Raw genomic sequence first — 13,275 nt, 5'->3', positions numbered from 1 at the left:
GTACGCGCGATGACCCCGCAATCCTCCGCCGCCGAAGCGGCGAGTCACGACAGCATTGCCGTCATTGGCGCCGGCATCATCGGTCTGGCGACCTGCCGCGCCTTGCAGGCACGTGGCTATCACGTTCGACTGTATGACCCGAATCCCATCGGCGAAGGCACCTCCTTCGGCAACGCCGGCCTCATCGCCAACTACGCCACCTCACCGATGGCCAGCGGCGATACCCTGCGTCAGCTGCCGGGCCACCTGCTGAGCAGGCAACCCTCCCTTGCCATCGCTCTGCGCCACACCCCAGCCCTTACGGACTTCGGCTGGCGCTTCCTCAAGGCGGCAACGCCCTCCAATTTCCAGCGCCACAAGGCGGACCTGATCGCCCTGCTGGCCAATGCCGTCGAACGACAGCATGCTCTGATCGATGATCTGCAGACCAGAGCGCCCACTGCACTGGCCAGCCAGACAGGTTGCCTGCAGATCCAGCGCGACACCGCCATCACCCCGGCAGCGCTGGAGAAGATGGCCCGGGCGAAACGCCATGACGGAGTCGAATGTCAGGCACTGGGCGCGAACCAGCTGCGGGATCTGGAACCGTCGCTCAACTCGAAGGGACTAACAGGTGGCCTCTACTTCCCTGATACCCGCCATCTCACCAGTCCGCTGTCACTCAGCCGCCAGCTCTTCGCACAGCTCGAAGAAGGCGGCCTTGAGTGGACGGCGCAGCAGGTCGATGCCCTCACACCGCTTTCCAGTGGTGGTTGGCGCATCGACACCGCCACCACCTCGCAGGAGGTCTCGCATGTGGTGATCTGCGCCGGTATCGCCAGCAATACGCTGCTGGCAGGACTCGGCAAGCGACTGCCGGTGGTCAGCGAGCGCGGCTATCACATCGAGCTCGCCACCTCGCTGCCACTCTCACGCCCGGTGGGCTGGCTGGCGCATCACTTCTACGCCTCGCCCATGGCCGCAGGCATACGCCTGGCGGGCACCACCGAATTCTGCGCGCCATCGCGCCCCGCCTCGCAGCAGCGTTGGCAAGCCCTCAAGCAATGGGGCGAGACACTCTTCGGTCAGCCGCTCGACGTCGCCCGCCACTGGATGGGCGTGCGCCACTCCACTCCCGATGGCCTGCCGGTAGTAGGCGAAATGCCCGGCTGCCCCGGCCTGCTGCTCGCCTACGGGCATGGCCACCTGGGCCTGACACTCTCGGCGGAGACGGGCGATCTGGTGGCACGCACAGTGGCGCACGAGCCCCTGCCGGAATACGCGCGCAGCCTGTCGCCCGCCAGGTTCTGCCAATGATCCCGCTCCCCTGAGCAAGCAGGACGGCACCCTGGCTCCTGAAGACGAAAGCCCCTGAAGACGAAAGCCCCTGACAGGCGAACCTGTCAGGGGCTTCTTGTCTCTTGCGTCAGAGCAGGCTAATCAGCGCAGGGCTTGTCAGAGCGCCCCACCCAACCCGCTCGTTCAGGAAGATGGGGGTTGTGGACGCCCGGGCTGGGACGCGTACTCGACGCCATGCGCCTGCAGATAGTCGCGGATCAACTGACGGACGACCTGAGACGGCGTCTGATCCTGCGAGGCACACAGCTGCTCGAAGGCCTGCTTCTTGTGCGGGTCAATCATCAGGGTCAGGCGTGCGGTCTTCTTTTCCATCTTCAGCTCTCCCGAAATCATTAACATCAGATGGTAATGCCGGGACGCCGATACCGACAAGCCAATCCTTGTGACCCCGCGCCGAACCTCTGGGCAAGCGAATGACGATCATGATAATTACATGTTAATGTTTTTACCATGTGATTATCATATGATCATGACAGGGCAGTCCGTCACAGACGGCTGGCCTGCTGTCGCCTGGCGCAGTGTCATGTTCGGACATGCCACGCCATGCCCTGATACGGCCAGCACCAGGTTCAGCGTCGAGATTCCCTCCGCGAGGACCCGCCCCGATGACCTCCAAGCGCTCTCCCATGCGCCTCCCCCCGATTGCCACCGGCCTGCGCAGTGCATGGCACTCAGGCTACGGCCTCACCGATCTGCGTCAGGATATTCTGGCCGGGTTGACCATCGGCACCGTGGCAGTGCCGCTGTCCATGGCACTGGCCATCGCGGCCGGGGTCGCGCCACAGCATGGCCTCTATACGGCCATCGTCGCGGGGGCAATCATCGCCATGACGGGCGGCTCACGCGTCAACGTCTCCGGGCCCACCGCGGCCTTCGTGGTGATCCTGTTCCCCATCGTTCAGCAGTACGGACTCGGCGGCCTGTTGATCGCCACCATGATGGCGGGGGCGATTCTGATACTGCTGGGGCTGACGCACATGGGGCGGCTGATCCAGTTCGTGCCCTATCCGGTCGTGCTCGGCTTTACCGCCGGCATCGCCGTGGTGATCGCCGTCCTGCAGGTGCCTGACTTTCTGGGCCTGAGTGTCGGCCAGCTCAGCGAGCACTTCGTCGAGAATGTCGGGCATATTCTGGCCGCCCTGCCGACGCTGAACCCTCATGAGCTCTCCATCGGGGTCTTTTCACTGACCGTCATGCTGCTGTGGCCACGCCTGCATCTGCCCGTCCCCGCGCCACTGGTCGGCTTGATCGGCGGCGCACTGGCGGCCCATGCGCTCGAACTCGCCTTCGGCGGTGACACCCAGGGCCCGCTGGTGGAAACCATCGCCTCCCGATTCAGCTGGGAAGCGGCGGGCAGCAGCGGCACGGGCATTCCGCCCATCGCCCCAACACTGGTGGCTCCCTGGCAGCTGCCCGGCGCGGATGGTCAGCCGCTGACACTGGATTTCGAGCTGATCCGTGCATTGATGGGGCCCGCCATCGCCATTGCCATGCTGGGGGCGATTGAATCCCTGCTGTGCTCGGTGGTATCCGATGGACTGACGCGAACGCGCCATGACCCGGATGCGGAGTTGATCGGCCAGGGGCTGGGCAATCTGATAGCGCCGTTGTTCGCGGGCATCACGGCCACTGCCGCCATCGCACGCACCGCCACCAACATTCGCTGCGGAGCCCGTTCACCACTGGCGGCAGTGGTGCATTCCGCGGTGGTACTGCTTGCGGTGATCGCACTGGCGGATCTGCTGGGCAAGGTGCCGATGGCGACATTGGCGGCGTTGCTGTTCATCGTCGCCTGGAACATGAGTGAGGCTCGCCACTTCGTGCATAGCCTGCGTTCCGCCCCGGGAGGCGATGTGGCGATCCTGTTGATCTGCTTCGGCCTCACCGTGCTGTTCAACATGGTGCTGGCGGTGGCAGTCGGCGTCGGACTGGCGGCGGCGCTGTTCATACGCCGCATGATGCAGCTGACGCAGACCCGCCAGATCACCGACACGCAAAAGGGCGAGGCGCTTCGCCAGACACCGTGCGAGGGAAGCGACAGCAGCGCCATCGCGCTCTACGACATCGATGGCCCCCTGTTTTTCGGCGTGGCCGAGAAGGCGCTGACCTCACTGCGCCTGGTCGATGACAGGGTCCGGGTCGTGATTCTCGACATGAGCGATGTGCCGAGCATGGATGGCACGGCCATCGTGGCCCTGAAATCCCTGATCGATGACATGCATCACCAGCGAGTGGCGCTGATTCTGGCGGGGCTGCCGAGCCATCTGATCGTCAAGCTGCGTCGGGCCGGCATTCGCACGCGTGCGCACAAGCTCAGCTGGTGCCGCAGCCTGCCACGCGCCGTCGCCGTGGCACGTCGCTGGCTGGGCGAACACTAGCCTTGCGGGCATCGTGCTCGGCCTATCTTCACAAGCTGCTTGCGCGCCTGCAGGCCGCGTTTTCACGTCTCCTGATACGACAATGCCTCTGATCGGTGACGATCAGAGGCATTGTCGTGGGTCATGACGTGTCGGCGGAACGCTTACCTGTCGAGGGACTAACCTCTGGAGGGGCTTGCCTGTTGTGGGGCTTACTTCTTGAGAGGCTAAGGCGCATGAACGCCTTCGAACATGCGTCGGCGCGCGCCTTCGAGATGCGCCCGCATCGCGCTTTCGGCCGCCGTGGCGTCCTTGTCGGCAATCGCATCGATGATCGCCTGATGCTCATCCTGAACGATGCGCAGGCGTTCCTCCGAGGCGCGCAGTGACAGGCCGCGTGTCAGGTTCATCCCCTCCTTGATGCTCTGGTTGAGCGAGCGCAGCACGGTGGCGTAGTAGTGATTGCTGGCCGCTTCGGTGATCGCCAGATGGAACTCGAAGTCTTCATCCGAGGCGCGATCATGGTTGAGATTGGCCTGGTTGATGGCTTCGAAGCGCTGGCGAATGTGCTCCAGCTGCTCCGGGGTGCGCCGCAGTGCGGCAAGGCCCGCCGCACTGGCCTCGACATTGGTGCGAAACTCGAAGCAACGCTGGATGTCGGCGATGCTGGAGATACGCGCGAATTCGAGCACGGCGCTGTCGGGTCGATTGATGACGAAGCTGCCCGAGCCCCGCCGCGAGACGACGAGATTGTCCTCGCGCAGCCGCGCCAGCGCATCACGCAGCACCGGACGCGACACCTCATACAGCTCGCACAGGCGCGCCTCGGTGGGCAGCTTCTTGTTGACGGGGTAATCACCGCTGATGATGGCCGCCAGAATCTTCTCGTAGACCACCAGCGCCAGTGAATGCTTGGCTGCGTCACTCATCGTGTCATGTCGCCCTTTCTCATCACTCTTGGTCCACCTTCAGGCATGTCGGATGGTGTGCAATTCTACCGGAAACCCTGCCAGTTGAGGAAAGGCCGCGCGGCTGACGCCCGCTCAGGCATCCTGGGGCTGAGTCGCTTCCTCTGCCTGCGGTGCCTTGCGCCCTGCCTTCACCCCGTTGACGATGATCATGCTCCACACCGCCACCGCGGCGATGGCCAGCACCATGGCGATGGGACGGTCCACGAAGGCGGTCAGGTCGCCATTGGACTTGAGAATCGAACGCATGAAGTTGCTCTCGACGATCGGCCCGAGAATCACTGCCAGAATCATCGGCCCGACCGGGAAGTCGTTCTCGGCCATGAAGAAGCCCATCAGGCCGATGCCGAGCATGATCCAGATATCGAACATGGCATTGTTGGCCGCGAAGGCACCGACGATGCAGAACATCAGGATCAGCGGGAACAGGATGCCGGTGGGAATCGACAGGATGTGACGCGCCCCACGGATCGCCATGAAGCCCAGCGGCAACAGCAACAGGTTGGCCAGCACGAAGACCATGAAGATGGCGTTCACCAGCGGTGCCTGGTCGGTGAAGACGTCCGGCCCCGGCGTGATGCCCTTGGTCATCAGGACGCCGATGATGATCGCCGTCACCGTATCGCCCGGGATACCGAACACCAGCGCCGGAATGTAGGCACCGGAGAGCGACGCATTGTTGGCGGAACTGGCCGACACCAGGCCTTCGGGATGGCCCTTGCCGAACTTCTCCGGCGTTCGGGAGAACTTGCGGCTGACGGCATAGCTGATCCAGGAGGCGATGTCGGCACCGGCGCCGGGCAGAGAGCCGATCACGGTTCCCAGTGCCCCGCCGCGCAGCACGCCGCCCTTGTACTTCCACAGGGTCGAGCCGACGCCCTCGAAGGGACGCTTGATGACCGGCGGCACGATTGGCGCCGGATTGCGCGTCTCGGGCATGCGGCGAATCAGCTCGGAGATCGCGAACAGGCCGATCAGCACCGGCAGGATGGAGATACCGGCCAGCAGGTCGTAGTTGCCGAAGGTGAAACGCATCTGGCCGGAGACACTGTCCATGCCCACCATCGCGATGACCAGACCCGCCAGCATCGAGATGCCGCCCTTGAGCGGATCACGCCCCGAGACGAGGATCGCGCAGGACAGCCCCAGCAGTGCCAGCCAGAAGTACTCATCGCTGGTGAACTGGATGGCGAACTCGGCAATACGCGGTGCGAATAAGGCCAGGATCAGCACCCCGATCACGCCGCCGATCATCGAGCAGGTCACGTTGAGACCCAGTGCCAGGCCCACCTTGCCCTGCTTGCCCATGGCATAGGCTTCCTCGGTATAGACCGCCGAGGCTGGCGTACCGGGGATTCGCAACAGCGCCCCGGGAATGTCCCCGGCCACGATTGCCATGGCCGTGGCGGACACGATGGCGGCGATGGCCGGCAGCGGGTCCATGAAGAAAGTGACCGGCACCAGCAGGGCCGTGGCCATGGTGGCGGTCAGGCCCGGAATCGCGCCCATGAACAGCCCGAACAGGGAGGCGGCCAGGATGATCAGCATCACTTCCCAGGTGAAGACCATCGTGGCGGCTTGCAGTAAGTCACTCATCAGTAGATCACCTTTTCCAGCAGTCCCAGCTCGAGCGGCACGTGCAGCAACTGGCCGAACACGCCCCAGATCACCCCTGTCGCCGTCACCGCGATGCCGGCAGCGGGCATCCAGCGACGATGATGGAAGGTGTAGAGCAGCAAGGTGAGCAATACGAAGGACACCACGGGGAAGCCGACCACCGGGGTGAGATAGATGTAGGCGATGATGGAGGCACAGATGGCCACCAGCGTCAGAATGAAGGTGATCAGCGGCACGGGGTGCTGCCAGGCAAACCAGACTTCACGATTGCGCAGCCCACGGACGAGCAGGATGGCCCCGAACAGTATCAGCAGTGCGCCGATGACGGTGGGAAAGGTACCGGCCCCATATTCCTGGCGCGGCAGGTTCTTCAGGTCGAGGGAGGCATATATGACGGCAGCCCCGAAGGCTGCCGTCACCACACCCGTTACCTTGTCGTTGGTACGCATGTGCGGTTACTCATGAAGACTCAGGAGGAAACGTTCGAACACCAAGCGATGCGACGTGCTCAGTTGGCCAGCCCCAGCTTTTCGATGGTGGCAGCGTTCTTTTCGTCCTGATCTTTCATGAAGGCACGGAACCCTTCGGCATCTTCCCACACGGTGCCGTAACCGCGACTGGCCATGAAGTCCTGGAACTGCTCGGACTTCCAGACCTTCTCGGTCGCTTCAGACAGACGCGCGGTGACCTCTTCCGGCAGACCCTCAGGGCCGACCAGACCACGCCAGGAACCCTGGCTCCACTCGGAACCGGTCAGCTCCTTGGCAGACGGAATGTCCTCGAAGGAATCGACACGCTCATTGGCGAGTACCGCCAGCGCCTTGACGCGACCCGACTGGCGCATGGATTCGATTTCCGGCAGCGAGGAGAACACGATATCCACGCCACCGGCGGCCAGTTCCTGCAGGCCCGGTGCCGCGCCTTCGCTGGGTACCAGCGTCACGTCATTCGGGTTGATGCCCTGCTGATCCAGGAAGCCCGCGAAGGACAGATGGTAGGCCGCCCCCGGCGCAGAACCGGACACGGTGTAGTCACTGGGGTTGGCCTTCAGCGCCGACAGGGCATCATCCAGCGTCTTCCATTCGGAATCGGCATTCACCGTGAAGGAGGCGTAGTCCAGGTTGAGCAGCGCGATCGGCGTGAAGTCCTCATAGGACAGTTGCGCGGTGCCGATATGCTGATAGGTGGCGATCTCTGCCGTGCCAAGCCCCAGGGTATAGCCGTCGGGACGCGCCATCTTCATGGCCATGTGCCCCACCACCCCGGAACCGCCGGTCTTGTTGACCACATTGACCGGCTGACCGAGCTCTTCCTGCAGGCCCGCCGCCAGCTGACGACCGACCGCATCGGTACCGCCACCGGCAGACCAGGGCACGATCAGCGTGATGGGCTTGTAGGGATAGTCGGCTGCCATCACCGCGGAAGCGGACAGGGTCAGCACGGAGGCGCAGAGGACTTGTGACAATTTACGCATGGCGAAGACTCTCTCGTTGTCTTGTTATGGAGGCGTTGCGTGGCTGTGTCGATTGTGGCGTTGCAGCGTGGGGCAGCCGCTTTGAGGGTTGGCGATGACTGCCCCGAATACGCAGATCAGTGTCAGCGGGATGCACGAATTTTACAAGTTATGACAACTTGAACTTTAGACCAATCCAAAAATGGACGGCAGGGAGGGAGCGGGGGTTGCAGGTCGTGACGGGCTGGCCGGATCAACCCCTAGGATAGCCGACCCCGGCCCCTGCGACCCTTATCCAATGGCCGCAACGCCTTGCGGCTCGTCGGCCGAGCAGCATCGCCTGAATAGCCACAAACCCTTGATTTATGGGTTTTAACAGGAATTTCACGACAACTCAGTCTCTTGCCTGATAAGCACAGCCCCCTCTCCCTACAGCCCCGCTCAGCACCGCGCGAACCAGGCCTCAGGACATCCTTCTCATGTCATTTGATCGGCGGGACTGCACTAAAGCACTATTCGCTAGTTGTCATTATTTGTTTGTCGATCCTGTTTGTCTGGGCTAAGGTGACTCGTGCCGAGAGGGAGCCGATGCTCGCCGCAGGCCCCTCCACCTTTCATTCGCCATGCCGCCTCCAAGAGCGTACGGCTTTCCACCGTCAGGAATCCCACATGTTCACCGATCTCAAGCAGAAGAAAGTTCTCATCACCGGCTCTACCAAGGGCATTGGTCTGGCAGCCGCTGTCGCCTTCGCCCGTGAGGGTGCCGTGGTCGGCATCAACAGCCGCCAGCAGGATGACGCCGCGCGTGACGCCATCGCCCAGCTGGAAGCCACCGGGGCGCGCTTTGAATATTTCGCACGTGACCTGTCCACCAGCGAAGGCTGCGCCGCACTGGTGGAAGACTTCACCAAGGCCTTCGGCGGCATGGACGTGCTGGTCAACAACGCCGGTGGCCTGGGCGTGCGAGCAGGACTCGAGAGTCTGGACGATGCCGCCTTCGACCTGGTGATGGACCTGAACCTGCGCTCCGCGATCATGACCACCAAGTACGCGATGCCGCACCTGAAGGCCTCCGCCAAGGACTCCGGCACCACCGCCAGCGTCATCAGCACCGGCTCCATCGCGGGTCGCGAAGGCGGCGGTCTGGGCGCCTCCCTGTACGGCGGCACCAAGGCCATGCTGCACAACCTGCATCGCAACTGGGTGAAGGAATTCACCAAGGACAACGTGCGCTTCAACATCGTGTCGCCGGGCACCATCGATACCGTCTTCCATGCCGACAAGAGCGAAGAGCTGCGCACCAAGATCGCCGGCAGCATCGCCATGGGCCGTTTCGGCACCTCAGAAGAATGTGCGCCGACCTTCCTGTTCCTCGCCTCGCACGCCACCAGTGGCTACATCACCGGTCAGGTGATCGACATCAACGGCGGCCAGATGTGCCCGTAAGGCATGTCGCCTGTGACCCTCAGCGCGGTGGAATGACGTGAAGTGACGCGCAACCCCCAAGGCGGTGACGCCTCGACCGGCCTGGCCTGTCGAGGTGGCTGCCCCCCTGGCCTACTGCGCGTCCTACGCACAGCACCTACCACGCACCCCAGGCCCCACGCACCGTACGTCCCACGCACAGCACGCCCAACGAAAAGAGAGACGCCTCATGTCACCTTCCGATCAGACGACACTGCGCGGCCATCAGCTCATCGGCCAGCAGAGCCTGCTGGCTGACGGCAAGCCGGTTCATGCCATCAATCCTGCCAATGGCGAACGACTGGACCCCGCCTATCCGGCCGGTGGTGCCCGCGAGGTGGAGCTGGCCTGCCAGCTGGCGCATGACGCCTTCGACAGCTTCCGGGAGACGGACGCCGAGACCCGCGCCGGCTTCCTCGAGACCATCGCCGAGGAAATCGAGGCCATCGGCGAGCAGATCACCGAACGCGCCCTTCAGGAAACCGGCCTGCCGCGTGCACGTCTGGAAGGCGAACGCGGACGCACCTGCGGTCAGCTGCGTCTGTTCGCCGGTGTCGTACGCGCCGGGGAATGGCTGGATGTGCGCATCGACCCGGCCATGCCGGAACGCAGCCCGATGCCACGTGCCGACCTGCGTCAGCGGCGTATCGGTCTCGGCCCTGTGGCGGTGTTCGGGGCCAGCAACTTCCCGCTGGCCTTCTCGGTGGCCGGTGGCGATACCGCCTCGGCCCTCGCGGCGGGCTGCCCGGTCATCGTCAAGGCGCATTCCGCTCACCCGGGCACGTCCGAGCTGGTCGGCGGCGCCATCCAGCGTGCCGTGAAACGCTGCAACCTGCCGGAAGGCGTCTTCTCGCTGCTCTACGGCAACGGCAACACCCTGGGCCAGGCACTGGTCAATGACCCGCGCATCCAGGCCGTGGGCTTCACCGGGTCGCGCAGTGGCGGCACGGCACTGCTCAAGACGGCTCAGGCCCGCCCGCAACCGATTCCGGTCTACGCCGAGATGAGCAGCATCAACCCGGTACTGCTGATGCCGGCCGCGCTGGAAGCCCGCGCCGAAGCGCTGGGACAGGCCTTCATCGCCTCGCTCAACATGGGTGCCGGCCAGTTCTGCACCAACCCGGGGCTGGTGCTGGCGCTGGAAGGTGAGGCGCTGGAGCGCTTCCTCAACACCGCCGCCGACAATGTCGCGGCCAGTGCCTGCCAGACGATGCTGACGCCGGGCATTCACGACGCCTACCGCGGTGGCGTGGAGAAACTCTCTGCCCTGCCTCAGGTACAGGAAGTCGCGCGCGGTGCGCTGGATGGTGACAACGCAAGCCCGTGTCAGACCGCGCTGTTCCGCACCACCGGCAGCGACTTCCTGAGTGAAGCCGCATTGCAGGAAGAGGTCTTCGGTGCCAGCTCGCTGGTCATCGCCTGTCGCGATCTGGAAGAGATGCGTGCGGTCTGCGAGCACCTGGAAGGCCAGCTGACCGCCACCCTGCATCTGGACGATGCCGATATCGATGCCGCACGCAGCCTGATGCCGGTACTGGAGCGTCGCGCGGGGCGCATTCTCGCCAATGGCTGGCCGACCGGTGTCGAGGTCTGCCAGGCGATGGTCCACGGCGGCCCCTGGCCTGCCACCTCCGACAGCCGCACCACCTCGGTGGGCAGCGCGGCGATCGAACGCTTCCTGCGTCCGGTGTGCTACCAGGACCTGCCCGAAGCACTGCTGAGCCCGACCCTGCGTGACAACGCGGACCTGCCACGCCTGGTGGACGGCAAGCGCCAGCACTGAGTCGCACCAGCACTATCGGTACAGCACTACCATGACGGCGCGGCTTCGCCAGCCGCGCCGTCATGCCTGACAAATACAAGGAATGTCTCCAGGACAAAGGACACGCCATGATGTCTGAGCAAGCCAGCGCGTCTTCGACGCCCACCTCTTCCCCTTCTTCCTCGCCACTGGAAATCCTCGCCTTCGGCGAAGCCATGGCCATGCTGGTCGCCGAGAGCGAGGGAGATCTTGCGCACGTCTCACATTACGAGCGCCGTATCGCCGGGGCCGACACCAACGTCGCCATCGGCCTCGCCCGCCTGGGCTTTCATGTCGGCTGGCTGAGCCGCGTGGGTGACGACAGTCTCGGGTGCTATCTGCGCCAGACCCTGCAAGACAATGGCCTGGACTGTCGCCATCTGACTCGGGACAGTGAGGCGCCCACCGGCCTGATGTTCAAGGCGCGCGCCAGTCAGGGCGAAGACCCGCATGTCGAGTACTTCCGCCAGGGCAGCGCCGCCAGCCGCATGAATGCACGCGATGCCGATGGCATCGATTTCAGCGCCCTGCGCCACCTGCATGCCACCGGCATTCCGCCGGCCATCTCCCCCAGCTGCCGCGAGCTGTCCTTCCACCTCTTCGAGCAGGCCCGCGCCTCAGGCGCCAGCATCTCGTTCGACCCCAATCTGCGCCCCACCCTGTGGTCGAGCGAGCGTGAGATGCGCGACACCCTCAATCAGCTGGCAAGCCGCGCTGACTGGGTGCTGCCGGGACTGGCGGAAGGCGAACGTCTGACCGGCCACAAGACCCCCGAGGCCATCGCGGGCCACTACCTCGAACAAGGTGCCAAGGCCGTCATCATCAAGCTCGGCCCTGAGGGCAGCTATTACCGTGGGCTGATCGGCGGCCAGGAAGCCGCCTTCAATGTCCCCGGCCAGCGCGTCGATCAGGTCGTCGATACCGTCGGTGCCGGCGATGCCTTTGCGGTGGGTGCCATCAGCGCCTTGCTCGATGGACTGTCACCTGAAGCTGCCATGCTGCGCGCCAACCTGCTGGGCAGTCGTGCGGTGCAGGTGCGCGGTGACATGGAGGGCCTGCCGGATCGCCAGACACTCACGGCGATCGAGAACGGAGAGGCCGCCAGTCTCGTGTCCTGAGTCGCGATCCGATCCTGTCGATCCGTTCGTGGCGAACGCTCATGAACTCAAGGAGTCCTCCATGCACGCACAGCACTACTCGCCCCAGGGTGCCAGCCAGATGGCCAGCGACGCGGCCAACCCCCTGCCCCGCCGCAAGGTCGTCGTGCTCAAGGCACTCGACGATGACCAGATGAGCACCCTGCGCGAGCATCATGATGTCGTGGTGTTGCCGGATGGCCTGTCCGCACAGGCACGGGAAGACGCGCTGCGCGTTGCCCTGCGAGATGCCCACGGCCTGATCAGTTCAGGCCATGTGATCACGCAATCGCTGCTGGACGCCGCCCCTGTACTGCGCGTGATCTGCTCGGTCTCGGTGGGCTATGACAACTACCCGCTGGAGGCGATGAACGCGCGCGGCATCCTGTTGTGCAACACCCCGGATGTACTGACCGAGACCACGGCGGACACCGGCTTCCTGTTGATCATGGCCACGGCGCGGCGCGCGGTGGAGCTGGCCTGCAAGGTTCGCGATGGCCAATGGACAGAGAGCCTCACACCGTCCCACTTCGGCACGGATGTGCACGGCAAGACGCTGGGGATGATCGGCATGGGACGCATCGGCGCGGCGATCGCACGGCGCGGCGCGCTCGGCTTCAACATGCGCATCCAGTACTCGAACGCCTCCCCCAAGCCTGAGCTGGAAAGCGAGCTTGGCGCGACCCGCGTCGAACTGGATTCACTGCTCGAGACCAGCGACTTCGTGTGCGTCACCGTCCCGCTCAGCGAGCAGACCGAACGCCTGATCGGCAGGCGCGAAATGGAGTTGATGCCCGCCAGCGCCTTTCTGATCAACATCGCCCGCGGGCGCGTCATCGATGAAGGCGCCTTGATCGAGTGTCTCGAGCGCGACGGCATTCGTGGGGCGGGGCTGGATGTCTTCGAGCAGGAACCGCTGCCGGCAAGCTCGCCGCTGACGCGCCTGCCTCAGGTCGTGGCGCTGCCGCATATCGGCTCGGCGACCCATGAGACCCGGCGCGCCATGGCGCAGCGTGCGCTGGACAACCTGCTGCTGGCGCTGGCAGGCGAATCCCCCTTGAGCGCGGTCAATGAAGCCCACTGGTCGCGCCGTTAGCACGGGCCCGCCTGCCAGACCAAAGTGCTGAAGGGATAGCCGAGG

At 64.3% G+C, this 13,275-nt stretch carries 11 protein-coding genes; 6 read left to right on the top strand and 5 right to left on the bottom strand.

Annotated elements, in window-relative coordinates:
* The first annotated feature begins 9 nt into the window (after nucleotides 1-9).
* Nucleotides 10-1,296, top strand: coding sequence for an FAD-binding oxidoreductase (locus MSG32_RS03455; protein ID WP_248377675.1), 1,287 nt, complete (start codon nucleotides 10-12; stop codon nucleotides 1,294-1,296).
* 165 nt (nucleotides 1,297-1,461) lie between these two features.
* Here the strand turns inward: MSG32_RS03455 and MSG32_RS03450 are convergent, their stop codons facing one another.
* A complete protein-coding gene (locus MSG32_RS03450; RefSeq protein WP_248377673.1) occupies nucleotides 1,462-1,650 on the bottom strand; it encodes a ribbon-helix-helix domain-containing protein in 189 nt (62 codons plus the stop codon).
* A gap of 314 nt (nucleotides 1,651-1,964) precedes the next feature.
* On the opposite strand from MSG32_RS03450, the gene dauA reads away from it, so the two are divergent.
* The gene (gene dauA / locus MSG32_RS03445; RefSeq protein WP_248377671.1) at nucleotides 1,965-3,716 is read left to right on the top strand and encodes a C4-dicarboxylic acid transporter DauA; all 1,752 of its coding nucleotides are present in this window, start codon (nucleotides 1,965-1,967) and stop codon (nucleotides 3,714-3,716) included.
* Nucleotides 3,717-3,922: 206 nt separating this feature from the next.
* On the opposite strand, the gene MSG32_RS03440 is transcribed toward dauA, so the two are convergent.
* The 4 genes from MSG32_RS03440 to MSG32_RS03425 form a co-directional block, all read right to left on the bottom strand.
* Nucleotides 3,923-4,624, bottom strand: coding sequence for a FadR/GntR family transcriptional regulator (locus MSG32_RS03440; RefSeq protein WP_043334187.1), 702 nt, complete (start codon nucleotides 4,622-4,624; stop codon nucleotides 3,923-3,925).
* Between the two features lie 114 nt (nucleotides 4,625-4,738).
* Nucleotides 4,739-6,259, bottom strand: coding sequence for a tripartite tricarboxylate transporter permease (locus MSG32_RS03435; RefSeq protein WP_248377661.1), 1,521 nt, complete (start codon nucleotides 6,257-6,259; stop codon nucleotides 4,739-4,741).
* Nucleotides 6,259-6,729 carry a tripartite tricarboxylate transporter TctB family protein gene (locus MSG32_RS03430; RefSeq protein WP_107334525.1) on the bottom strand — a complete coding sequence of 157 codons (471 nt, stop codon included), beginning with the start codon at nucleotides 6,727-6,729 and terminating at the stop codon, nucleotides 6,259-6,261. The genes MSG32_RS03435 and MSG32_RS03430 overlap by 1 nt, the downstream gene beginning before the upstream one ends.
* A 59-nt stretch (nucleotides 6,730-6,788) precedes the next feature.
* Nucleotides 6,789-7,754, bottom strand: a complete 966-nt coding sequence (locus MSG32_RS03425) for a tripartite tricarboxylate transporter substrate binding protein (RefSeq protein WP_043334189.1) — start codon at nucleotides 7,752-7,754, stop codon at nucleotides 6,789-6,791.
* A 648-nt stretch (nucleotides 7,755-8,402) separates the two neighbouring features.
* Between MSG32_RS03425 and MSG32_RS03420 the strand changes: the two genes are divergently transcribed.
* The 4 genes from MSG32_RS03420 to MSG32_RS03405 all read left to right on the top strand — a co-directional run bounded on the left by MSG32_RS03420 (nucleotide 8,403) and on the right by MSG32_RS03405 (nucleotide 13,230).
* Nucleotides 8,403-9,179, top strand: coding sequence for an SDR family oxidoreductase (locus MSG32_RS03420; RefSeq protein WP_107334523.1), 777 nt, complete (start codon nucleotides 8,403-8,405; stop codon nucleotides 9,177-9,179).
* Nucleotides 9,180-9,387: 208 nt separating this feature from the next.
* Nucleotides 9,388-10,980 carry an aldehyde dehydrogenase (NADP(+)) gene (locus MSG32_RS03415; RefSeq protein ID WP_248377659.1) on the top strand — a complete coding sequence of 531 codons (1,593 nt, stop codon included), beginning with the start codon at nucleotides 9,388-9,390 and terminating at the stop codon, nucleotides 10,978-10,980.
* 107 nt (nucleotides 10,981-11,087) lie between these two features.
* Complete coding sequence (locus MSG32_RS03410; protein ID WP_248377657.1) at nucleotides 11,088-12,116, top strand: sugar kinase; 1,029 nt, start codon at nucleotides 11,088-11,090, stop codon at nucleotides 12,114-12,116.
* A gap of 61 nt (nucleotides 12,117-12,177) precedes the next feature.
* The gene (locus MSG32_RS03405) at nucleotides 12,178-13,230 is read left to right on the top strand and encodes a D-glycerate dehydrogenase (RefSeq protein WP_248377655.1); all 1,053 of its coding nucleotides are present in this window, start codon (nucleotides 12,178-12,180) and stop codon (nucleotides 13,228-13,230) included.
* The last annotated feature ends 45 nt before the right edge of the window (nucleotides 13,231-13,275 follow it).

Source organism: Cobetia sp. 1CM21F, from assembly GCF_023161745.1.
In the GTDB taxonomy this organism is placed as follows: Bacteria; Pseudomonadota; Gammaproteobacteria; order Pseudomonadales; family Halomonadaceae; genus Cobetia; species Cobetia amphilecti.
Note: the sequence above shows the minus strand (reverse complement) of the source record. Positions and strands in the feature narration are given on the sequence as shown.